At 46.8% G+C, this 24,309-nt stretch carries 15 protein-coding genes, 1 tRNA gene and 1 pseudogene; 9 read left to right on the forward strand and 8 right to left on the reverse strand.

Going from position 1 to position 24,309, the window contains the following annotated elements:
• Positions 1-137: 137 nt before the first annotated feature.
• On the forward strand, positions 138-1,892 hold the full coding sequence (gene cobJ, locus QUA42_RS02785; RefSeq protein ID WP_333134923.1) for a precorrin-3B C(17)-methyltransferase: 1,755 nt from the start codon (positions 138-140) through the stop codon (positions 1,890-1,892).
• Between the two features lie 624 nt (positions 1,893-2,516).
• Positions 2,517-3,206 (forward strand): hypothetical protein, encoded by a 690-nt coding sequence (locus tag QUA42_RS02790; RefSeq protein WP_333134925.1) that lies wholly within the window; start codon positions 2,517-2,519, stop codon positions 3,204-3,206.
• A 183-nt stretch (positions 3,207-3,389) separates the two neighbouring features.
• Here the strand turns inward: QUA42_RS02790 and QUA42_RS02795 are convergent, their stop codons facing one another.
• Both QUA42_RS02795 and QUA42_RS02800 read right to left on the reverse strand, forming a co-directional pair.
• Positions 3,390-4,151 carry a nucleotidyltransferase domain-containing protein gene (locus tag QUA42_RS02795; RefSeq protein ID WP_333134927.1) on the reverse strand — a complete coding sequence of 254 codons (762 nt, stop codon included), beginning with the start codon at positions 4,149-4,151 and terminating at the stop codon, positions 3,390-3,392.
• A 47-nt stretch (positions 4,152-4,198) separates the two neighbouring features.
• Positions 4,199-5,149, reverse strand: a complete 951-nt coding sequence (locus QUA42_RS02800; RefSeq protein WP_333134929.1) for a DNA polymerase beta superfamily protein — start codon at positions 5,147-5,149, stop codon at positions 4,199-4,201.
• A 289-nt stretch (positions 5,150-5,438) separates the two neighbouring features.
• On the opposite strand from QUA42_RS02800, the gene QUA42_RS02805 reads away from it, so the two are divergent.
• Genes QUA42_RS02805 through QUA42_RS02820 form a run of 4 tightly spaced genes read left to right on the forward strand, consistent with a single transcriptional unit; the run spans position 5,439 to position 12,718 of the window.
• The gene (locus QUA42_RS02805) at positions 5,439-8,171 is read left to right on the forward strand and encodes a DEAD/DEAH box helicase family protein (RefSeq protein WP_333134931.1); all 2,733 of its coding nucleotides are present in this window, start codon (positions 5,439-5,441) and stop codon (positions 8,169-8,171) included.
• 44 nt (positions 8,172-8,215) lie between these two features.
• Complete coding sequence (locus tag QUA42_RS02810) at positions 8,216-9,541, forward strand: phthiocerol/phthiodiolone dimycocerosyl transferase family protein (protein WP_333134933.1); 1,326 nt, start codon at positions 8,216-8,218, stop codon at positions 9,539-9,541.
• 25 nt (positions 9,542-9,566) lie between these two features.
• Entirely contained in the window at positions 9,567-11,261 is a 1,695-nt protein-coding gene (locus QUA42_RS02815) for a class I SAM-dependent DNA methyltransferase (protein ID WP_333134935.1), read from the forward strand.
• A gap of 38 nt (positions 11,262-11,299) precedes the next feature.
• Positions 11,300-12,718, forward strand: a complete 1,419-nt coding sequence (locus QUA42_RS02820; RefSeq protein ID WP_333134937.1) for a restriction endonuclease subunit S — start codon at positions 11,300-11,302, stop codon at positions 12,716-12,718.
• Positions 12,719-12,816: 98 nt separating this feature from the next.
• Here QUA42_RS02820 and QUA42_RS02825 read toward each other — a convergent pair.
• The 6 genes from QUA42_RS02825 to QUA42_RS02850 all read right to left on the reverse strand — a co-directional run bounded on the left by QUA42_RS02825 (position 12,817) and on the right by QUA42_RS02850 (position 19,654).
• A tRNA-Val gene (locus QUA42_RS02825) sits at positions 12,817-12,888 on the reverse strand.
• 125 nt (positions 12,889-13,013) lie between these two features.
• Positions 13,014-13,226 carry a DUF2839 domain-containing protein gene (locus QUA42_RS02830; RefSeq protein WP_333134939.1) on the reverse strand — a complete coding sequence of 71 codons (213 nt, stop codon included), beginning with the start codon at positions 13,224-13,226 and terminating at the stop codon, positions 13,014-13,016.
• Between the two features lie 65 nt (positions 13,227-13,291).
• Positions 13,292-14,800, reverse strand: coding sequence for a helicase C-terminal domain-containing protein (locus QUA42_RS02835; protein ID WP_333134941.1), 1,509 nt, complete (start codon positions 14,798-14,800; stop codon positions 13,292-13,294).
• A gap of 22 nt (positions 14,801-14,822) precedes the next feature.
• The gene (locus QUA42_RS02840; RefSeq protein WP_333134943.1) at positions 14,823-16,352 is read right to left on the reverse strand and encodes a pentapeptide repeat-containing protein; all 1,530 of its coding nucleotides are present in this window, start codon (positions 16,350-16,352) and stop codon (positions 14,823-14,825) included.
• An 80-nt stretch (positions 16,353-16,432) separates the two neighbouring features.
• Positions 16,433-17,995: a pentapeptide repeat-containing protein gene (locus QUA42_RS02845; RefSeq protein ID WP_333134945.1), complete on the reverse strand. Its 1,563-nt coding sequence runs from the start codon at positions 17,993-17,995 to the stop codon at positions 16,433-16,435.
• 96 nt (positions 17,996-18,091) lie between these two features.
• A complete protein-coding gene (locus tag QUA42_RS02850; protein ID WP_333038609.1) occupies positions 18,092-19,654 on the reverse strand; it encodes a pentapeptide repeat-containing protein in 1,563 nt (520 codons plus the stop codon).
• Between the two features lie 38 nt (positions 19,655-19,692).
• On the opposite strand from QUA42_RS02850, the gene QUA42_RS02855 reads away from it, so the two are divergent.
• The 3 genes and pseudogenes from QUA42_RS02855 (at position 19,693) to QUA42_RS02865 (ending at position 24,252) form a co-directional block, all read left to right on the forward strand.
• Positions 19,693-20,532 carry a prephenate/arogenate dehydrogenase gene (locus QUA42_RS02855; RefSeq protein WP_333134947.1) on the forward strand — a complete coding sequence of 280 codons (840 nt, stop codon included), beginning with the start codon at positions 19,693-19,695 and terminating at the stop codon, positions 20,530-20,532.
• 67 nt (positions 20,533-20,599) lie between these two features.
• Positions 20,600-22,435: an APC family permease gene (locus QUA42_RS02860; protein ID WP_333063862.1), complete on the forward strand. Its 1,836-nt coding sequence runs from the start codon at positions 20,600-20,602 to the stop codon at positions 22,433-22,435.
• A 353-nt stretch (positions 22,436-22,788) separates the two neighbouring features.
• Positions 22,789-24,252 (forward strand): annotated as a pseudogene (locus tag QUA42_RS02865) (RtcB family protein).
• Positions 24,253-24,309: the final 57 nt, after the last annotated feature.

The following is a 24,309-nucleotide window of genomic DNA, read 5'->3' on the forward strand; positions in this document are numbered from 1 at the left end:
TAATAAAAAAGAAAAACTACTTGCTTCACTTCTTACTTTTCCTTCGCGCCGTCGCGATTCGTCGTCAAATATTTATTCGGAAAGTAACAAAAAATTAAAATAATTAAACCACTCCAAAAACACACATAATTAAAACCGTGAATCGAATTCCTCCCGCAATAGTTATATTAGGTCAAAACAGCCTGTCGATCGCCAAAAAAATCTCCGCACATTTCCCCGGTTCCCAGATTTACGGTTTAATCGATCGCACTTCCAACACAGACATCAACTTTAGCAACTTCGGCGAAACATTGCGGGAATTATTTGCAACAGAAACCCCAATCATCGGCATCTGCGCCGCCGGAATTATCATCCGCACCCTCGCCCCGCTGCTGTCAGACAAACGCGCCGAACCGCCAGTTTTAGCCGTCGCAGAAGACGGAAGCGCCGTAGTACCGCTGCTGGGCGGTTTGCACGGCGTTAATGATTTGGCCAGAGAGATTGCAGCAGCCCTCGGCGTACAACCTGCAATTACCACAACCGGAGATATCCGGTTTCGCACCGCGCTGCTGAGTCCTCCCCAAGGCTATTATTTAGCGAATCCAGAGGACGCGAAGACTTTTATTTCAAATTTGCTCGCCGGGGCAAAAGTACGCCTAGAAGGGGTTCCAAGCTGGATTTCCGAGAGCAATTTGCCGATCGCCTCAGACGCAAAATTGACGATCCGCGTCACCGAAAAAGCAATGGTGCCAACGCCAGATTGTTTAGTTTACCATCCGCAAATTGTGGTAGTTGCACTGACAAAGCTATCGAATATTGAGCCGGAAATAGCGGTTTCATTAGTGCAGCAAGTGTTAGAAAATGCAGGTTTAGCAGCAGCTTCTGTTGCTGGATTTTTTGCATTAAAGGATGAGATGGGAAATCCGGCACTTGAAGCAGTTTCACAATATTTTAAAGTCCCCGTCCGCTTTTTGAATCTCTCCGAACTTGTCGAATTAGACTCAATTGAATTCATCGAAAATAAGGTCGCACAAATTGCCCTGACAGCAGCCGGTGCAAACAGTCACTTAATCGAGTCCGATCGCCCAAACGCACTGAATTGCGCGATCGCCCTAGCCGCCGAACCCTTTGATGCTAGGGCGATCGGAATTAGCCGCGGCAAACTGGCGATCGTCGGTACCGGCCCCGGAGGCGCGCCCTGGATGTCCCCGGAGGTTAAGGAAATTTTGCGCGAAGCCACGGATTGGGTGGGTTACAAATTTTATCTCGACTTAGCCGGAACCCTGCGGGAAGGGCAAAAGCGGCACGATTCCGACAACCGCGAAGAGATCGATCGCGCCCGTTTTGCCCTAGATTTAGCAGCATCAGGAAAATCTGTCGCCGTCGTTTCGTCGGGAGATCCGGGTATTTTTGCGATGGCGGCAGCGGTGTTTGAGGCGATCGACTTTGATGCCAAACCCGAATGGCAGGGCATTGATATTCGGGTGGCACCGGGCATTTCAGCCATGCAGGCGGCCGCTGCTGCGATCGGAGCACCCCTCGGACACGATTTTTGCGTGATTTCGCTTTCCGATATTCTCAAGCCTTGGGAAGTCATAGAACAGCGGATTGCCGCGGCTGCTGCTGCCGATTTAGTTATGGCATTTTACAATCCCATCTCGAAACAGCGGATTTGGCAACTCGCAAGGGCGATCGAGATTTTGTTGCAAAGTCGTGATGCTAATACCCCCGTCATATTGGGGCGAAACCTCGGCCGGCCCGGTCAATCTGTGCGGGTTTGCACCCTCGGCGAATTCCAGCCGGAAGATGCCGACATGAGAACTTTAGTGATTGTCGGTTCGAGTCAGACTCGGATTATTCCCCGCAAATATGGAGATGTTTGGGTTTACACGCCGCGCAGGTACGAAAAATAAGTAAAGCAGGAAAAAACTTCGGAAATAAGCAATTGACTGAAAGCTAATTGACTTTGACAAGGAGATATTTTGATCTCGCTAGGGGGAATAGGGGAATCTAGGTTAACAAATTGTGTGCCATCACTCGATCGCGATCCACCTGTTATTTCATCTCATGGTTTTCACACTCGATTGAGATGCGATCACCTTTGATTACAGAAATCCTCGGTAATGAGGGATCTCGGCTTCAGGAAGCCGAGTTTTTCTCGCAGACATTGAGCGAATTTAGAACTCGACTCAACCCTAGTAAGGGTTTCAGCTTGATTTTTGGAGAGATCTAATTTACATATCAGGAAATAAAAAATTTTTATATAGCAGAATAAAATTAAGGGCGATCGAGGTCTGCTACATTATTTAATTTTACGATAATCTTATCGGTAAAAAAAAATGGGCTTCACGAAAATGAGTCTTTTAGGTCTGTACACATACAGAATTAAGATGCTTTATGATAAAATAGCTTTAACAAAAGGTTAAGGAAGCGGTTAAAAAAACATGAAATTCCAAATTCCTCTAGCTCCTGGGGCTGTAACCCAATTTTTGCTTCGAGTGGTGGGCTGTCTCGTTCTACTATCTTTCTTCACTCGGATGAGTCTGTACTTCTTGCCGGATTACCCGTCTAGAGACTTCTTGGCAATGGCATTCAACCTTGATGGCGAGGTGAACGTTCCAGCTATATACTCATCTGTGGCATTGCTGTTTAGTTCTTTGTTGCTGGGTGCGATCGCCCATGTGAAAAATTTGGATAGCGATCGCTACAAGAATCACTGGAAAATATTATCATTTATATTTTTAGGTCTATCTTTAGACGAACTGGGTCAATTGCACGAACATTTGATTGGCCTACGAGGCGTGCTAAATGCAACAGGGTTTCTTTACTTTACTTGGATTGTGCCGTTTGCTGTTCTAGTAGCGATATTTCTCTTATCCTACAGTAAGTTTGTGTTCCACCTTCCTGTTCCCACAAAAAAATTATTTGTTGCAGCCTGCGCTCTTTATATTGGAGGAGCAATGGGGATGGAAATGCCAGGGGGATACATAGCTTCTACAATGGGTCAGGAGAATGTAGCTTACGTGATAGTAACAACCCTTGAAGAGTTTTTAGAAATGCTGGGCATCGTTGTGTTTATCCACGCATTGACTTCATATATCAAGACATATGTAGGCGGGGTAAGTTGGAATATTTACATACCCGGAAAAAACCCACAAGTTACCGAGGATCAAAATATCGACCTACCTGCTCTTCCCGAACCAGCCAACACAAATATATTACAGTGAATCACTTAAAACCGGGTTTATGGACGACGCAAATACTGCATTATGGGCTTTGATTACGAGAAAAAACCCGGTTTCTTTTTTACTGATGCGTCCTTGGCTGGATGTTCTGTGATCTTCGGCGCAAAAAACGACTAATATATAGGCTGCTTGCTGAACCAAAAGACTAATTCGATGTGGAACAGCTTAGTTCACAGATGACATCCTTACCTTTACCAGAAAATCGCTAAGAGCAACCTTTGCATTAGGATTTGAGGGCAAATGACTTCTAAAACTTGCATCTTCTAATATATTGATTAGCCGATCGCGCTCTTGCTGATAAAATTCAATATCTGTATCTTCCAGCACTGATTTTTCCTCCCCAGCCAGCTTGCGCTCAATCAAATCAGGAATATACGACAACTGGAAGTTGTCGTTAAGTTTCACCAAATTCGCCTCGACTTCCCCCGTTTGCATCAAGTGAATCCCAGCCAGCAACACCCGGTAAACGTACAGCAGCGGCTTAACCCGACGCGGGCGTTCTTTCTCAAATAATTTCCATTGAGTTTTAGCAAAACCGAGATAGTGGTGGCTGTGGTGCTTGGTAATGCAGTTCGAGGCGATATCCTTTAATTCCTCGTGTTCCTTTGTACTGTAAACTATCAGCGGCGAATACAGTTGTTCCAAGACGTAGCCGTTGCGCTTCAACAGCATCTCAAAAAATTTCTTGATATCGTGAGTTACTAAATCGAGTTGCATTCCATCCCGAACTTCCGAAACTTCGATTGTTTCTTCGGCAGAAATCAGTCCAATTACTTTCGGTAGCGGTAAAATGTGTACTCCCCGCAAGTCGAAGTCAGAATCGGCGGAAGGAAAGCCGTATAAGTGCGAACCGCTGACAGTCGCAAACAGCAGCGGATAAGGTTGAACGGAGATAATTTGGGCTAAATCGGAAATGTATTCTGTCATTTATTTCAGTCCCCCTCTGCTGCAGCTTTGTTTCACAAGAAGCGATTTCAAGATCCCATTTCGATCGCACCTCTACGAGATTTAATCAAAAACAGGTTCGCTTTCTCGTAATTAGGACGTTCTGGCAACTTAGTTGCAGCAAAAGCGCGATCGAACTCACCGTGCAAACTCAACCGCCAGCGATTCACCTCATCCCAGGATACTTCTTGGTTGCGGATAGATAAAAGTTGCGATCGATAATCCTGTACGCGAACAGGCACAAACCCCTCCTTGAGGACAGTAATTCCTGACAGCAACAAGCGAATTAAGTGCATCGCGTGCTTCCAACGAATTTCCCCGGTATTGCGGAGGTCTTGCTCCATCTTTTTAAATTGAGACAAAACGTAGCTATTGTAAGTTTGATAAACCAATTGAGAAAGAAAGATTTCCCGAATTTCGAGCAATTCTTGTGCTACAGGAGAAACAGTTTCTACTAAAGGCGTGTACAAACATTCTAGCACATTTGGATTAGCTTTTAGTGCCAAGATTAAAAACTTTTGCAGTTCCCAATAGCATTCCTGATTTTCCTTGTTTTCCAATTGTTCTGGAATGCCGTAAAGCGACCAATGAAGTATTGCCGGCGGTAGGTAAATCCCGCGTCTGTCTGTATCGGATTGCTCGTTATCAAGACCATAAGCTCTCGAACCAACAATGCAGCGGTAAATTACAGAATCATAGAGGTTGTATTCTGCAAGAAAATCTCCTCCTGACTGCAATCCTTCGCTCTGAAACTGCTTGCGGATGCTGAGTTCGTGCCGCCGCAGACTAACTTCTGTTCCGTCTGGGAGTTTGACTAAATATGCGTGGGAATTGTCGGTAGGCGATTGAACGATGACGCCTACTAATCCCGGTTTCCAAGATTGGTCGCTGGCGGGGTTTTTGACCTCGATTTTGGTGACAATTTGGGTTCCTGCGGGGATGATTAAGTTGAAATTTTGAGGAAGATTGGCATTTGCCATGAGGAAACCTCCTGCGGGGGCACGAGCTACAATGTTAGTGTAGCATAAATGTAGTATAAAAAGTAGTTTTGGGCGATCGCGCATTTGGCCTTGTTGAACATAGCCTAATTCACGATCGATTCTGCAAAAAATAAAAATAGCAATAATTAAAGAATATCCCTCGTCAGATACGATGCGCTGGCTTTTAATGGAAGGTAGGGCTGGATGAGATTTATAATCTGTTATAGGGAAAAATATAGGAGTGGAGCGATCTCACGCTCTAGAAAAGGGGTTGGTAAACGATATCGTAATGTCTCGTAACGAAGCGAACACCCGAAAAGAATTAATAGATAAAGCCCTACAGACAGCGGGATGGAACCTCGAAGATCCAAACCAGGTGGGGATAGAGATTCCGGTGGATGGGTACGATGCTCAACCCTGGAACGGAGTTACCGATTATTGTCTGTATCAGGAAAACGGCGAAGTAATTGCTGTTGTGGAGGCGAAGCGACAAAGCCGCGATCCGAGGGTAGCAGAACAGCAGGTGAGGCATTACGTTACAGAGATTGAGAAGCACCAGAGTTTTCGCCCCTTTGCTTTTATGAGTAATGGGGATAAGACATTTTTCTGGGAGGTGGGGAACGAACATAAGCGACAAGTGGCGGGTTTCTTCTCGCCCAGAGACTTACAAAATTTGCTCTACATCCGTCAGAACAAAATCCCCCTGAAACAGTTGAGCGTGAATCTTGCCATCGCCAACCGAACCTATCAACAGGAGGCGATTCAACGGGTTAGCGAACGGTTTGATGAGGGGCATCGGCGGGCGCTGGTGGTGATGGCGACGGGAACGGGGAAAACTCGCACGATTATGGCGCTGATTGAGTTGTTGCTGAGCGCAAATCAAGCGCGGACGGTGCTGTTTGTGGCGGATCGGGATGCTTTGGTGAAGCAGGCGCTAGATGAAAATTTTAAGGTTTATTTGCCCAATGAGCCGCGCGATCGCATCCGTACCTACAACATTGATTACAGTAAGCGCTTGTATGTGGGAACGCTGCAAACGCTGGTTAAGTGCCACAAAAAGTTTACTCCTGGCTTCTTTGACGTAGTGATTTTTGATGAAAGTCATCGATCGATTTACAACCAGTTTCGCGAGGTGGTGGAATATTTTGATGCGCGGATTATTGGACTGACAGCAACCCCTGCCGATTTTATTGAGCGCAACACGTTTCAGATTTTTCGCTGCTTTGATGGCGTTCCTACGTTTGTTTATCCTTACCGCCAAGCAGTTGAGGAAGGGTATTTAGTGGATTACAGCCTTTATCAAGCACAGACTCGCTTTCAACGGGAGGGAATACGCGGGGCAAACCTTTCTGAAGAAGACCGCAATACCTTGATTGAGCAAGGGTTAGACCCGGATGAGATTGATTATGAGGGGACGGAATTAGAAGGCACTGTCAGTAATCGGGATACGCTGCGGAGACAGTGGGCAGAGATTATCGATCGATGCCACAAGGATGAATCGGGGCAGTATCCCGGCAAGACGATTGTATTTGCGGTAACTCAAGACCACGCCCTGCGGTTGGCAAGCGCGTTTGAGGAGATGTATCCCCAGTATCCCGATATGGTGCAGGTGATTACCTCCAAGATGGAACGCACGGATGATTTGATCGATCGATTCAAAAAGGAAGAGATGCCGCGCATTGCTATTTCTGTCGATTTGCTGGATACCGGGATAGATGTGCCGGAGGTGGTCAATTTGGTGTTTATGAAGCCTGTCCACTCTCTCATCAAAATGCAGCAGATGATTGGACGGGGGACGCGCAGCCATGAAGCTTGCCGCTATTTTCATCGGCTTCCCAATGGGCGCAAGGATGAGTTTCTGATTATCGACTTCTGGGAGAATAATTTTGATAAAGACCCCAGTGAGGAGACGGTGACTCAAAATCTGCCGGTTACGGTGAAGATTTTTAACACGCGGTTGAAGCTGCTGGAGCATTATCTGAATGACCAGCAATCTGCTGATTGCCAGCAGGTGATTGCCGATTTACGGCAGCAGATTGGGCAAATTCCTCGCGATGCGTTTAGCGTTCAGCAGGTTTATTCTCAGGTTGAGCAGGCTTGGACGGATGGGTTTTGGCGGTATCTGACTAAGAGTAGGATTGATTTTCTCCGCACTCAGGTTGCGCCGTTGCTGCGGTTTGTAGCGGGGGTGGATGTGGCGGCGGCGACGTTTACGAATAAGGTGGAACGGTTGAAGCTGGAGATTCTCACCGAGGGGGCAAAACCGGGAACGTTGGAATCGATCGCGGAGGATGTGAGTTATTTACCAGAAGACATATTTAAAGATGCCAAGCGTGGAAAATCAGCACAGTTTTGTTTATCCCATCGCTTGCGAAGTGCAACACCAGAAGAGTTAAATCAAATCATTACTGATTTGGCGGAAGTAATGAAGAATCGCCGCAAAGAACGCTCTTTTGTTTATATTGATCTGGCAGATTCTATTGCTGTTAGTGGTTATATTACCTTGGGTGAGGGGGGAGAGCAGGTTTATGTGGACGAATATCGCCAGCGGGTTGAGGGGAAGGCGCTGGAGATTGTCGAGACTCACCCGACGATTGCGGCAATTCGGAATGGGGAAGCGGTGACAGATTTGCAACTGGTGGCGTTAGAACGTACAATGCGGCAAGAATTAGGTGGGGGAAACCTGCAGTTGTCGGAGTCGAATATTCGCAAGGCGTTTAATCTGAAGGTAAATAGTTTATTATCGTTTCTGCGGGAGTTGATGGAGATTGAGGCCTTGCCGGATTATCAGGAGGTGGTGAGGCGGAATTTTGAGGAGTTTATTGTCCAGCGTCAGTTTAATGCGAATCAAATTCGGTTTTTACGGGCGGTGCAGAATGTGTTTTTGAAGAAGCGACGGTTAGAGGTGGCAGATTTGTATGAGGAACCGTTGGATCGGTTTGGGGAGGATGCTGTTGAGCGCTGGTTTACTCAGGAACAGGTGGATGAGTTGATTGAGTTTACTGAGCAGTTGGCAGCTTAAGAGTTAATCATTTAGTTCAGAGCAATAAAAGAGCTATTAAATTTATGAATAACAACAGAGCGCTTTCGGTCACAGAACAAGCGATGGAGCTATTGAACCGCCAACATGGCTCATTTAATATAGTAACAATCAGCCGCATTAAAGGTGACATTAAGGAAGAGATATTGAGGCAGGCGTTAGATGCAGTTCAAAGCATTCATCCTCTACTAAACTCTCGGATTATTGGAACGCTAGAGCATCTAGAATTTACAAACCACGGAACAGAAGAAGTTCCTTTACGTGTTGTTTCACAGGGCATAAATGACAACTGGGAAGATGTTGTGAGAGGAGAATTGAACAAGACTATTGATAGCAGTCAGGTTCTGCTAAGATGCGTTCTTATTTACAAACAATCCGAAATCAACACCAGCTATTTAATCACAACTGTACATCATGGCATATCAGACGGATTATCTTGTATCAGCTTACAATCAGAAATCTTGAAATGTTACCAAATTATTGCCTCTGGAGATTCCCTTGATATAGATGGCGAGTCTGCTATTCCACCCTTAGAGGAATTACTACCTAAATGGATGAAAGGCAAGAACGGAATCGACAAGGGCAAATGGTTCTTGCTGAAAACCAAATTACAAATGCTTTTACATAAACCAGAACAATTAGAGTCTGAAGAGACGGTTCCCATTGAGTCTCGTAGTTGTGGCATGACTCATAGATTCTTACAAAAAGACTTAACCCAAAAATTAATTGAACTTTGTCGGCAAGAAAAGACAACAGTGCAGGGGGCATTATGTGCAGCCATGCTACTTACAGTAGCTAATAAAATTACCAGTAAAAAGCCAAGAAATATTAAGGTTTCATGCCGTTCTTATGTGGATCTGCGTAGGCGTCTAGAACCTCCTATTACACATAAAAACATGGGTTGTCTAGCTTCATTTTTAACTTCCTTACATAAGATTAAACCTCAGATGTCGTTTTGGGATTTATCAAGGGAGGTTACTAAAAATATTGAATTAGGTTTAAAAAGAAAAGATTTTTTTAAGCCTTTAAAGATATTTAGAAAAATCATTGAATATTATATTGACAATCCTGATGAATCTCCCCTAACAATTTCGGTGACTAATATTGGCAGAGTTAATATTTCGGAAGTTTATGGGGATTTGGAAATAGAAGAAATCAGTTTTATTGCGTCTAATGCTATTATTGGCAAAGTTTTTACACTGGCAACTGCTACTTTTCAAGAAAAAATGCTTCTTAATTTCCTAGCATCTAAGCCTTCACTTAGTCAAGAGACGATAGAGATGCTTGCTACAGGTGTCATCAATTGTCTGACTGAGGTGTGCCAAGAAAAGGTTATAATGGCTGTCAAATAATGGCAAAAGAGGAAAGAATTTACTTATGCTAACCGATCCCGAACTGCGATCGAAAGTTGATACAATTTGGGATAGATTGTGGTCGTCGGGACTCTCCAACCCGATGGATTCGATCGAACAATTCTCCTATCTGCTATTCCTCAAACGCCTCGACGACGCCGAGAACCAGCGGGAGAAACAGGCAAAACGCCGCAATAAACCTTTTGAACCGCAAATAGACCCAGAATTGCGGTGGTCGTACTGCATTAACTTTAAGGCGGATCAGATCCTCCAGCATTTTCGCGATCGGGTTTTTACCTGGTTGCGGACGGCGGGGACTGAGGGGAGTTCTTTTGAGCGATATATGCAGAATGCTGAGTTTAAAATCAGCAAACCTGCGACGCTGATAGAAGTCTGCAACTTGATTGATGAGATGAAAATCTCGGAACAAAATCAGGATGTTCAGGGCGATTTGTACGAATATCTGCTGAGTAAACTAAATAGTGCGGGACGTAACGGACAGTTTCGCACGCCTCGCCATATTATCCGCATGATGGTGCAGATGGTTGACCCGAAACCGAAGGAACGAATCGGGGATTTGGCGGCGGGAACTTGTGGGTTTTTGGTGAATGCCTACGAGTACATTTTAGAACAGCACAGCGAACCGGATGAGAAAGGAAAACCGCAGTTAATCGGAGATTTACTCAGCGACGAAGAACGGGAGTTTCTGCAAACAGAAGCTATTACTGCATACGATAATGATTCTGGCATGACGATGTTGCGGATTGGGTCGATGAACCTGATGCTGCACGGGATTAAGCATCCCCGCTTTTTTTACATGGATACGCTTTCTAAATCCTTTGAGGATCAGAAAAGCTTAGATGTGGTGCTGATGAATCCCCCGTTTAAGGGGAAGATGGATGAGTCGGATATTAACCCCACGCTGCCAACGAAGTGCAAGAAGACAGAATTGCTATTTTTGCATCTGATTCTGCGGGTGTTGGATATGGGAGGACGCTGTGCGGTAATTGTGCCGGATGGCGTACTGTTTGGTTCGAGTAACCAACATCAGGAGATTCGGAAAAAGCTGATTGAATCTAATCGACTCGATGGGGTGGTGTCGATGCCTTCTGGCGTGTTTAAACCCTATGCGGGTGTTTCGACGGCGGTACTGCTATTTACTCGCGGCGGTACGACGGACAAAATTTGGTTTTACGATATGGATCATGATGGGTTTTCGCTGGATGATAAGCGGCAACCTGTTGCGGAGAATGATATCCCGGATATTCTCACCTGTTGGAATAATCGGTTTGATGCTGATTTCACGATGCAAAAAGCAGAACGCCTGAGTGTGTTAAAATTGCAGATTGCACCCTTGAAGGCTGAACGGTTGATCATGCACAAGGAAATTAATCGCCTGACGTTTGAGAATGCTGTTGCACCCGCCGATGATGAGCTAACGCGCCTCGCTTTGGAAACAGATAAACAACGATTGGCACAACTTCACGAGCAAATGGCACCCCTGCAAGCGGAAATCAATCAATTAAATCGCCAGTTTTGGGTGACTAAGGCACAGGTGAAGGCGAATAAATACGACCTTTCAGCGAGTCGTTACCGTCAGATTGAGCAGGATGAGCCTTTTTATGAGTCGCCACAGGTGACGATGGAGCGATTGTTGAAGTTAGAGCATATGATGGGAATAGAAGTACAGGAATTGATGCAAGCCTTACATTCAGATTAATGCACTCTAATGCTTGGAAAATTATCAAAGGGTAAGCTGTGGCAACTTTAGAATACTTTACCATTGAGGAGCTTTTACAAAAAAAAGCCATACTAGAGATGCAGGATGGCAATCATGGAGAACAGCATCCAAGTCAATCTGATTTTGTAGATAAGGGCATTCCCTTTTTAACAGCAACTCATGTATTTGATAATCAGGTATTTTTAAATCTTGCTCCACGCATTAGCCCTGATAAGGCTAAAAAGCTACGGATTGGATGGATTCAGCCTAACGATGTTTTGCTATCTCACAATGCAACTGTGGGGCGTGTTGGTGTTGTTCCTCAGTTTGATGGTAAAGCTGTCATCGGAACTTCATTAACTTATTATCGCCTAAATCCTAAATGGTTTAACTCAGATTTTTTTGCTCTGATTTTGAATTCGCAAGAATTTCAGAGTCAACTAGAGCAGCTCATGAAACAAACAACTCGAAACCAAGTTCCAATTACAAGACAAAGGGAGCTAATAGTTCCAGTTCTCCCTATTTCGGAACAAAAGCGGATTGCCACGATCGCACAAAAAGCCGATCGACTCCGACGCACCCGACGCTACGCCCTACAACTCAGCGACACCTACTTGCGATCGGTCTTTTTGGAGATGTTCGGTGATGCTAGAACTAATCCAAATAACTTCCCTACTGAGCCTTTAGGAGACTCATTAGAGAAGTTTGAGAGTGGAGTAAACTTTAATCCGGTTTCCGAAAGAGAGCCAGCTTCTCAGTGGAGAGTTCTTAAGGTTAGCGCCGTCACATCTGGAGTATTTGAACCATACGAAAGTAAACCAATCAAGCCAGATGTAACTTTCAATGACACCCTTGTAGTTAAGAAAGGGGATTTGCTAATGAGTCGTGCTAACACAAGAGAGCTTGTAGGTGCTATATGTATGGTACGAGAACAGCCTCCTAAAGTTTTACTTCCAGATAAGCTGTGGAGAGTTAAATTCTCGAAGCACTCTAAGTTAGAACCTAACTATGTTTTATACGCCCTACGTCAGCCAAAATTAAGAAAAATTATTGCTGATATGGCATCTGGGACTAGCGGCTCAATGAAAAATATTTCAAAAGAGCAAGCTGCTACCCTACCGATTCTAATTCCACCGTTCGCTCTTCAAGAAAAATTTGCCCAAATCGTCCAGAAATTTGAACGCCTCCGCACCCAACAACGGGAAGCCGATCGCCAAGCAGAGCATTTATTTCAAACCCTGTTGCATCGTGCATTTCGGGGTGAACTAACTTCTCAAAACACTGATGGTGAGCCTGAATCTGTCTTATTAGAAGAGATTCGCGCACAACAAGCCAAAGCCGAAGCCAAAGCCAAAACTGCTACTCAGGCGATGGGTAACGCTGCTGATTATCTTGGCACAAAAGCCAAACAGCAAGACATAGAACCAATCCAGCTAAAATTCCCAGGATTTGAATAGCTTCGGCAGAATAAACGGCGGTTGAAACCGCAGCTACACAAAATTTCGTCCCAGCAGAGGGGGACTAAGAAATAAGACGAATCAGAAAATAATTTATATGGGCAATACAGGATTTGAACCTGTGACCCCTTCCGTGTGAAGGAAGTGCGCTACCACTGTGCTAATTGCCCGCAGATAATTACCATACCATACCAAGTCAAAATTCGCAACTAAAATTTTCCTAAAAATTCAGCCGCTTGTTTCCGAGTGAAACTCGACACAATGCCAAGAATACAGGCATTTGTCGAGTCTGGCATCAGTTAACCTGCCACCAACCCGCCGACGGGCCGACAAATCGCACTACAATCCACCAAGCCACCAAAACGCTAATCCCGATCCAGCTTCCGCGACTTGTCCACTTCACAAAATCTTCGCTTTGGGTTTTCGTGATTGGCAGCCAGGGAACGATGCGTTCTTCTTTACCGTATTCGTCGCCGATCGACTCTTTGCGACGCTTAGCTTCACCCATAATCTTTGTCTACTAAATTAGATTTCAACTGGATACCTAACCAAATTATAAGTCAACAGGTCATCTCAAGCCTGCGTCAGCCAAGTCGTATCCAAATAATCAATCCTTGCAAAAGGACTCAAAGCTGCTAAAACCTGCTGTCCGTAACTGCGGTGAATCACCCTGCTGTCGAAAATCGCCACCACCCCTTGACGTTCTCGCACAGGCGCGATCGCCCGCTGCAACTCATTCAGCGCTGCAGGCAGCAAATACAACCGAAACCAATCCTTGCGCCGTTCCTTATAATAAGCCACACGCGCCGTCACCAAAGGATTTTCCAAAGAAGGTAGCGGCAAAGTTGCGATCGCCAGCAAGTGAGGCGCCCTCAATTCCCCCTGATGTTCCCGCCAAAACTCCCACCCCGTCACCAAAATCGCATTCTCGCCCACATCAGTCTTTTCTACCTGCACCCGAGAACCGAACTCAGAAGCCAAAATCGCCGCCAGCCTTGCCTTCAGCGGTACATCACCAACAATCAGCACCGTTAAACCCGCCACCGACGCGCTCATCAACAGCAAAGTCCGAATTTCTTCAATTAAAACACCCTGAAATTCCGGCGTATTTGGCAGCGGCAGCCAGTTGGGAATGTACAGTTGAATTAATTCGCTTTGTCGATCGGGCGAAAACTTAACGCTCGTCAATTCTGGCAGTCCCAGCATTTCCCGGAAAATCGGAGCCTTCGGTTCCACATCCACCGCCCCGCCAATCAACACCACCGGCTGATAGTCCCAAATTTTGCTCAAAACCTCAGCCACTTGCACCGGCGCGCAGTACAGAGAAAATGACCCAGCCTCCCGATGGATTTGCGCCCACCGCAGTTTTCCGTTTGTTTCCCACCGCTGCCAAAAATTGCTCCAAGCAGCCGGAATCAGCGAATTCGGCTCGATGGTTTCAAACAGCCCTTTCAAAATATTTTGCTCTGCCGTTTCCAGCAAATAGCACTCCTCTGGTTTCGCCGGATGCCGAAAGAAAGCCCGCGTTAGCATTACCCGCCCTTGGAGGATTGCATCGGCTTCCAAAGGCTGAGATTGCATTAAATCATTCCAATCAGCAGGTTGCAAACACGCCGTCAATTGCTGGCGCGTCCAAGCTTCCAAGTCATCCACACCGTCGATAATTGTGGGAATATTCCTGTGCAGTTCCGAATTCGCTGCCAAGCGAGCCGCCAGCCAAGACTCGGGATCTGCTAGCATCAATCCTCGTCCAGTGGGATTATCGGAATAAGTCTCGATCGGCTTATCAGTTTGCAGCCACTCTTGCAAACGTGGAATTTCCACCGCCTGCAAATGTTCCAGCAGCGGTATCGGCGCCACTAAAATCACAGGCTCCGCCCACATTAAAATCGGCATCAAATAGCTGACTCGATAACGCTGTCGGTAAGCTCCAGCGGGAAGCCCTGTTTGGATCAGAGCGCTGCGGCCCAAGCGCAAAGCCCGCGCCACGAGCCGCGCCATCGTTAAATGGTGGGGCCAGTGCGGCTCGGAGTGCGATCGCAGGAAGCGGAGCAATGAGTTGTGGACTTCTACCTCAATCAATCGGTTTTAAAATTGACATTTCTCACTCAACATAATCAAAACTGGCCAGAAAATCAACTACTTTTTGACCGAGAGGCAAACTGAATTTACTGTCCTGATGAGTTGCACCTCCCTTCCCAAAATTCCCATGAGAATTCACCATCAAACTCTCCTGTCCCGAACTAATTAAAATAGTTTGGGTAGGTGACTCAAAAAACTTTGTTGGCTGACTAACCCGTGATATATTAGAAACCAAATTTATCAACTCATTTAATTTATTTGTAGCTGTACTCAATCCTTTACGTAACTGCACTATTCGTTTCTCTTCCAAATTTTGAGTTTCGATATTTTTGCCGATAACCATAATATTTCTCTGAGTTGGTACAGCATCCTTAAAAGGAAGAATCGCTAAAAAAGCGGCTGGGAATAAATGCTCATCGCTCTCAAATCTAAAAGTTAGAGTTGTGCGGCGGTAGCCGACTTCAATATTAGGAGGAAAATTCATTCCCCGGTAATGCCGAGCTATTTCGCTGTAAACTGTTGCTAAAGTGCTGTTTGCTGGGTAGTCTAAAAGTGCGTCAACCACAATTTGCACTAACCCAGGCGTGTGATTTAAAAATTTTATAGATTCTGACGGCGAATTAAATTGTTGAATCTGAGTGCGATCGCCGGCAGGGCTGAGGTCAACCCACTGGCAAGTAATATCATCTGCGATGATGCCACATCGAGGAACCAAATACAGTTTTGCTCCTGTTAAAGTTGCTCCCCTCAAATCAGCGCCCACCCAATCTGCATTAATCAAATTTGTTTCGGTCAAATCAGCGTGAACGAAACTAGCACTTCCTAAATTAGTATTTCTTAAATCGGCTCCGTTAAGGTTAGCTCCGCTCAATTTAGCACTGCTCAGATCAGCGCCGTTGAGGTTAGCCCCCGTCAAATCAGCCCATTTTAGGTTAGCTCCGCTCAAATTGGCACTGCTGAGATTCACCTGTTGCAAAGAAGCTTGTCTCATATCGGCATTGCTCAAATTGACGCCGCTAAGTTCTGCTTTCGTCAAATCCGCGCCATGCAAGTTAGCTTCTTGAAAGTTAGCTGAAGAAGCCGAAGCACCTCTGAGATTTGCACCGGAAAGATTAGCACCGCACAGGTTAGCTTCCGTCAGTTTTACCTCTCTTAAATCTGCTTCAGTCAGGTTTGCACCGCTGAAGTTAGCTTTGCTGAGTTCGCAGCGGACTAATTCGCTTCTAATCAGGGATGCTCGGATTAATTGAGCTGCACTTAAATCGGCTCTCACTAAGTTTGCTACGTTGAGAGTCGCCCCGTTTAAGATTGCCCGCGACAGGTTGGTACTGCTGAGTCTAGCCACATTCAAGTTAGCTTCGCTCAAGTTAGCTTCGCTCAAGTTAGCGCCGCTCATGTTGGTGACAAATAAGCTAGCCCCCCTTAAATTTGATTGGCTGAGGTTGATGCGGCTGAGATTAGCTTCATTCAGGTTGATTCCTGTGAAATCTCTGTCGCCTTCTGTGTATCTCTTGACGAGGGCAAATCGTTTGAGCAGTTCTTCAGCTTCCATTTTTTTTACTTGAATGAAATGGCAATTGGCTAACTTTTATATGGCATGAATAGAAATGATATCAAATTAATTTATAGTATTTACTCACCGAGCTGATAAAAGCTTTTGACAAACTCAATGACCGTATTTAGCGGCGGAGTGGTAAATCTTTGGGCTTTAATTGCAGGACTGATAGACGTTTTGTTGACTCCCGGCAAATTGGTCAAGTTTCTGCCAAAATCTGGGTGATAGTGAATCATCAAACTTTCGGCGCTGGAGTTAGCGAGTACAGTTTGGGTAGGCGATTGGAAAAAACTTGACATCGGTTCGCGATCGAGGCGAATCGGCTGAATTTTCATTTCCCCTATTTTTCTCATTGTTTTGGTCAGGGCGACGTTTAATTGCACTACCAGATTTGAGACTCTGACGCCCAGGTTATTACCACTTTGGGGTTGAATCATCTTGATCAGAGTAATCAAATTTTTCTGAGTAAATGCTGCATCACTAAAGGGAATAATCGCAACGAAAGCTGTGGGAAATAGTTGCTCGTCCTGCTCTATTTTAAATGATATGATTGTGCGTCTGGAATTAACTTCGATACTGGGAGGATGGCTTAAAGCAGGGTATTGACGGGCAATTTGGCGGTAGGTAGCTGCAAGGACAAAGTTAGCATCGGGGTCGAGGGGTCGATCGACAATAATTTGAACTGTCGGCGGTGTAGCATTGAAAAACCTTTGAGATTCTTCTGGGGTAAAGCGCTGAATGTGGCTGCGATCGCCGTTAGGACTGAGGTCAACCCAATCGCAGGTAATGTCATCTGCTTTCACATCAAACCTAGAAACCGCGTAAATTTTTGCCCCAGTCAGGGCCGCCCCCGTCAAATCGGCGCCCACCCAATCAGCGTGAATCAAATTCGCTTGGGTCAAATCCGCGTGTACCAGAGTAGCGTTCAACAGGTTGACATTGCTCAAATTTGCCCCGTACAAGTTGGCCCCGCTCAATCTCGCTTCATCAAGGTCAGCGCCCGTCAGGTTCGCCCCGCTGAGGTCAGCCCACCGCAGATTAGCGCCTCGCAAGTCAGCGCCACTGAGGTTTGCCTGAGATAGATTAGCTTGTCTGAGTTCGGCATTGCAGAGGTTGACTCCTCGCAAGTCTGCCCTGCTGAGGTCGGCTCTGTGCAAGTTAGCCCGTTCCAAGTTTGCCGCGGTTAGAAAAGCGCCTCTCAGGTGAGCCCCGCTGAGGTCGGCTTGCTCTAGATTTGCTTCTCTGAGGGTTGCTTCTCTCAAATCTGCTTCGCTGAGGTTTGCACCGCTCAAGTTTGCATTGCTGAGGTCGGCTCGGATCAGTTCGGATCTGATCATTGTAGCTTCGACGAGTTGGGCTTCGCGGAGGTCGGCTCGAATCAAGTTAGCCACGTTGAGGATAGCGCCGCTGAGGTTGGCTTTGTTGAGATTGGCACCGCTGAGTCTGGCAACATTGAGTTTGGCTTTTCTCATGTTGGCGTTTGAGAGATTGGTGCCGCTCATGTTGGTGAGGCTCAATATTGCCTCACTGAAATTAGCCCCACTGAGATCGATCCTGCTGAGATTTGCCTCGCAAAGGAGGATGGCAGTAAAGTCTCTTTCTCCTGCTGCATATTTGGTGATAAGTTCTTCGGCATCCATGCTTTTCAATTTCCCTGATGTGTTAGCTAGAACAAAGCTTTGTTGTGCCAACCTTTAAACTAGAATAAGCATTTTTTGTAACTTGATGCAATATGCTTAGACATCTATATTGTGGAAGCCTTTTATAAAATCCAAAATGCTAGTGATATTAGCTTGAGCCAATTTTGTGCTTTCGGCTAACTTACCCGATGTTGAGTTACTTGGCTCGTATTTTTTAATCAAACGCTTGCCGAAGGCGGGGTGGTGATATACGCTGAGTCTTTGATCGCGGGAATTAATTAAAATCATCTGTGTGGGAATTTGAAAGAAATTGATGCTTTCGCCGATTTTGGGAAAAGAACTGGAAATTTTGATTTGGTCTACTTTGCTGATAGCTTGGTTGAGAGCTTTGCTGCATAACTGGACGTGTTTAGATTCTTTGACGTTTAGTTTGCCTGCATCGTGGGATTGAATCATTTTCATCAAAGCTATTAGGTTTTTTTGAGTTGTGGCAGCGTCGTTAAAAGGAATGATGGCAACGTAAGCGGTGGCAAATAATTTATCGTCGCTGTCCATTTTAAATGCGAGTACGGTGCGCCTGGAGCTGACTTCGATCGTGGGAGGCTGACTTAAACTCGGGTATTGTTGGGCAATTTGGTAATAAGTTGCAGCTAGCGCAAAATGAGCGCCTTGGTCTAAGGGCGAGTCAATCACGATCCGAACTGTGGGCAAGGTTTCGTGAAAAAATTCGTGGGTTCCTCCCGAGTTCAACCAGTAAATTTGGCTGTGGTCGCCGTTGGGGCTGAGATCAACCCACTTACAGGTCATGCCTTCGGTTTTGATGCCGAGTCGCGAAACTGCGTGAAGTTTGGCTCCGGTTAAGGTGGCTCCGGTTAAGTCGGCTCCAATCCAGTCGGCGCGGATCAGGTAGGCATTTGTCAGGTCGGCGTGAACTAAGCTGGCATTCAGCAAGTTGGCGTGGCAGAGGTCGGCTCGGCTGAGGTCGGCACCGCTCAATTTGGCTTCGCTCAGGTCGGCCCAGCGGAGATTGCAGCCGCTGAGAATAGCCCAACGCAAATTGACGCCGCTGAGGTCGGCGCCGCTGAGTACGGCTTGAGTAAGGTTGGCTTGTCTTAGTTCTGTGCCTCGCAAGTCGGCGCCGCTGAGGTCGGCTCGGCTGAGGTCGGCTCCTTGCAGGTTGGCTTGTTCGAGGTTGGCTTCTGTCAAGCACGCGCCGCTGAGGTGAGCGCCTCGAAGGTTGGCTTGAGCGAGGTTGGCTCCTCGAAGGGTGGCTTCGGTGAGGGTGGCGCCGCTGAGGTTTGCGCCGCTGAGGTTTGCGCCGCTGAGTTCGGCTCGAATCAGCTCGGCTCTGATCAGTTTCGCTCCTATGAGTATGGCTTTTTTGAGGTCAACTCGCACTAGGTAAGCGACGTTGAGGTCGGCGTCGGTGAGGTCGGCGCCGCCTAGATGGGCGCCACTGAGTCTGGCAATGTTGAGTTTGGCACCGATGAGGTTGGTTTTGCTGAGGTTGGCTCCGCTCAGGTTTGCTACACTCAGATTCGCACCCTTGAGGTTGGCTCCGCTCAAGTTGACGCCGCTGAGGTTGGCCTCAGTCAGGTTGATTCCGGCAAAGTTTCTTTCTCCGGCGGCATATTTTTTCAGGAGTTCCTCGACTGTCATGGGGGCGGCACCGTATCAAATATCCCCATTTTATTGCTATGAATATCGGTATTGTAGGACTGGGTTTAATTGGCGGCTCGATCGGGCTGGATTTGCGATCGCGCGGGTTTGATGTTTTTGGGGTTTCGAGCCGGCAGCAGACTTGCTCTCGGGCGCAAGCTCGCGGTGTTGTCAATGAAGCCAGCATACACCTGTCTCTAATGGCAGCAGCCGATGTAGTTTTTATTTGCACGCCGCTGGGGTCGATCGAGCCGATCGTCCGAGAGTTGGTGCCCTATCTTTCCCGGGATACTATTGTAACGGATGTCGGTTCCGTAAAAACACCCATAGTGCAGGCTGTGTCTTCTCTGTGGCCGAACTTTGTCGGGGGACACCCAATGGCGGGGACTGCTGAAAGCGGAATCGAGGCTGCGGTGCCGGATTTGTTTGTCGGGCGGCCTTACGTGGTGACCCCGACTCCCCAGACGCCGGCGCTTGCGGTGGATAAGGTTGAGGAAATTGCGCGGTTGCTGGGTGCTAAAGTTTACCGATGTGAGCCGGAAGAACACGATCGAGCTGTGGCTTGGATTTCTCATTTGCCGCTCATGGCGAGCGCGACGCTGGTTGCTGCCTGCGATCGAGAGGGCGATCGGGATATTGTTAATTTAGCCCAACATTTGGCGAGTTCGGGTTTTCGGGATACGAGCCGCGTTGGCGGCGGCAATCCCGAGCTGGGAGTGATGGTGGCAAAGTACAATCGAGAGGAATTGTTGCGATCGCTCTCTATTTACCGCGACAGTCTCGACGACTTCATCACCGATATCGCAGCCGAAAATTGGCAAGCTCTTGAACACAAGCTGAAGCTGACTCAACAAGCGAGACAGAATTACCACTTGTGAGCCAAAAAATACTTCAAACTGGCCCCGCCTCGATTATGATTTGTGGATGCCTGTATATTGAGTTTTAATGTACACTTATTCTCGACTCAAGCGATTTTTACTGGGTGAATCTCTCCCGACTAGCGCATCGGTTCATGAACGCCTAAGCAACGCTGCAGGACTAGCTGTTCTGGCTTCAGATGCACTTTCGTCTGTTGCCTACGCTACTCAAGAAACTCTGCTGGTGCTATTACTAGCGGGGAGTAGCAGTTTGAGTTTATCCCTGCCTATTTCTGGAATTATTATTTTACTGTTGGCGATCGTGGCGCTGTCTTACCGACAGACAATTAAAGCGTACCCCAACGGCGGCGGTGCTTACATTGTGGCGCGAGAAAATTTAGGTATTTATCCCGGTTTGGTCGCAGCAGCTTCACTGATGATTGACTACATTTTAACTGTAACAGTCAGTATTTCGGCTGGGGTTGCGGCCTTAACTTCAGCATTTCCCGGATTGGAACCGTATAGAGTGGAACTGTGTTTATTTTTTATTGTCTTAGTCATGTTTGCCAATCTCAGGGGCGTGCGAGAATCTGGCAATATATTTATGGTTCCTACCTATGCCTTTATCGTGGTAATTTTTATCTTGATTGGCACGGGTTTATATCAACAGGCAACAGGTCAGGTTTTCCAGACATTAGAAAATATTCCGGCTAAGGAGCCTTTGGGATTATTCCTGCTGGCGCGCGCGTTTGCAGCGGGCTGTACTGCCCTGACAGGAGTTGAAGCCATATCAGACGGGGTGTTAGCTTTTAAGCCTCCTGAATGGAAAAATGCGAGCCTGACTTTGACCTATATGGGGGTAATTCTGGGAGTGATGTTTGTGGGAATTAGTTACTTGGGTAATATTTATCACGTGATTCCTAGCGAACATGAAACGCTCCTTTCTATCTTAGGGAAAGATATTTTTGGAGTCGGCATATTTTACTATTATTTGCAGGCCGCAACTCTGTTAATTTTGCTATTGGCGGCGAATACGAGTTATGCGGATTTTCCGCGACTTTGTTATTTTTTGGCGCGGGACGGGTTCTTGCCGAGGCAATTGTCGCTGTTGGGCGATCGCCTGGTTTATTCTAATGGCATTAATCTGCTAAGCTTCTGCGCTGCTCTTTTAATTATCATCTTTCGAGGCAATACAAGTGCGGTGCTCCCCCTGTATGCGGTTGGAGTTTTCACTTCTTTTACTCTCTCCCAATCGGGAATGGTAATTCACTGGTTTAAGGAACGAGGTAAAGGTTGGCAAGTTAGTGCTGTGATGAACGGTATTGGTGCAGTGGCAACAACGGGAGTTTTGGGTGTAATTCTCGCTACAAAATTCTTTTTGGGAGCTTGGGTTGTCGTAGTAACTATTCCGATCGTAGTCACTCTATTTTTAGCTATTCACCGGCACTATCGGTATGTAGCTGCTCGCTTGAGCATTCAGGGAATAGAACCGAGGTCTTATCTTCGCAGACCTAAAGTTAAGACGGTGACACATCCGGCAGTGGTGTTAGTCGGGCAGTTGCACAAGGGAACTTTCGAGGCGCTCGATTACGCTCGTTTAATTGCTGATGAAGTTGTGGCAGTTCACGTTGATATTGGTTTGACCGATCGAGAAAAATTACAATTAGCTTGGAAAGATTTGCAGTCAGACATTCCTTTGGAAATTCTGGAGTCGCCTTACCGTTCTGTCAGTGAGGCTTTGACGCACTTTTTGACTTTGTTTGAAGAGCAGCGACCGGGAGTTTATTTAACGCTGATAATTCCGGCTTTTGTGACGCGAAATTGGTGGGAGGGACTGCTGCACAATCAAACTGCTTTCTTTTTGAAAGCGGCTTTGCGGGCTAAAAAAAGTCGGGTTGTAACAACGGTTAGATATTATCTTTAAGTGGGGAGGGGCAACCGCGGGGGATTGCCCCTACTGCCTGGCAATGAAGACTGGAATGCGGTCGGACGCGCTGGCCCAAGAAACCCGGTTTCTTCGCAAAATCTTTGGTTTGGATGCCATTTTTTTAGGGAGAAACCGGGTTTCTGACACCGCTGGGTAAATCATATATATTTATTAAAAATTCAATGAAAGGGTTGACATATCAAAAATGATAGGTTATATGTTGAGTAATTAGAAAAGTTGCCTTTCAACTTATCTTAAAAAAGATTGTGGCTGCTGAACCCAAGTCTTTTGTTCCCTAAAAAATCTCTTCAACTCTTGGGGGTTGCTATGCAACCCGCAACAGACTATTTATGCAGCAGCCAAAAAACTTGAACAGGCTTTTGCGAGCTTTGTCTCGGCAAGGTCTTGATGTTAGTTACGACAATAAAGTCTACTCGATTTGTCTCAATAGTTATCTGAAAGAACACTGGCAAGATGCCAGTGCCACAACAGCAGAAGTTTTGCTCCCAGAGGATTTTCCTGTGGAAGCAAAGGCGCTCAAACAGTTAGCAAATTTGGCGAAGGTTCGACACCCTCAAGGCGGCTGCGTTTGCCGCGCCTGCGCTACTCCTGACTTCCATCCGGGGGATGCGGGGGTGGCGATCGGCTCGATCGTCCAAACAGCAGGAATGGTGATTCCAGCGGCTACCGGTTCCGATATTAACTGCGGGATGCGGTTACACGTTGCGGATTTGTCGATCGAACAATTCCTCAGTCAGCGCGATCGATTTGTAGAATTGCTCAAAGGCGATTATTTCTTCGGTACTCGCGATGTCAGCATGACTGCAAAAACTGCTCGCGCGATGTTCCAACACGGGATTCCCGGATGGCTGGATGCTATGCCCGACGAGCCCACCGGCAGCGCGGCTAATTCGGATTTCCAGCAGTTGGCCGCAGAGTGCGATCGCACTTTCCTCGGCGGTTCCATGAATGGCGATGTCAAATGGGCTCCCGAAGAATTAGTCCCAAATGACGGCTTAGTCAGGGATGGCGGGTTAGCTACCATCGGCGGCGGCAATCACTTTGTCGAAATTCAAGTGGTTGAGGAAGTTATCGATCGAGCTACGGCTTATACTTGGGGAGTTTGATCGGGACAAATCGCTTTCATGATTCATTCGGGTTCGCGGAATGTCGGCAAATATATCGGCGGAATGTGGCGCGATCGAGCTTGCGACGCCTGGCCGAAAACTCTGAAACATCCTGATTCCCGGCTTTTCCCGCTGTCTGTGGCAGCAAATCCCGAACTTGTGAACAGCTACCTGCAAGCGGAAGCAACAGCCGCTAACTACGGTTTTATCAACCGTTTGCTGCTAGCAGAACTTCTGCGCTGGCGTTTGCGGCAAGTTTTCGGCGATGTGGAAGCTCCTTTAGTATACGATGTGCCTCACAATATCACTTTAGCTGAAGGTGGTGGCTGGGTAACGCGCAAAGGCGCTTGTCCCGCACATTCCGGCCAGCCTGTAATTGTACCGGGTTCGATGGGCGCGCCGTCTTATTTGCTGGTTGGGAAGGGGAACGATCGATTTTTGCGATCGGCTTCTCATGGGGCAGGAAGGGCGCGATCGCGTTTCGATATGAGTCGCGCAGGTGCTGACAAAACTGACTCCGCTTTGGGATTAAAAGGCGTAGATTGCATTACCTGGCGCGAAGAACGCAGAATCGAAGAAGCACCGGCAGCTTACAAGCCAATTCAACCAGTAATTGACGTTCAGGTTGAGGCGCAAATAGTTGGTGCAGTCGCTAAAATGAAGCCAGTGTTAACGTTTAAAGCTTAGGAACGGGGCATTTGAGAATTAAAAATTAAACAAGGGTAAGGTGCGCGCGGATCGCCC

Origin of the sequence: Microcoleus sp. Pol11C2 (assembly GCF_036701505.1) — a bacterium.
Taxonomy (GTDB): Bacteria; Cyanobacteriota; Cyanobacteriia; order Cyanobacteriales; family Microcoleaceae; genus Microcoleus.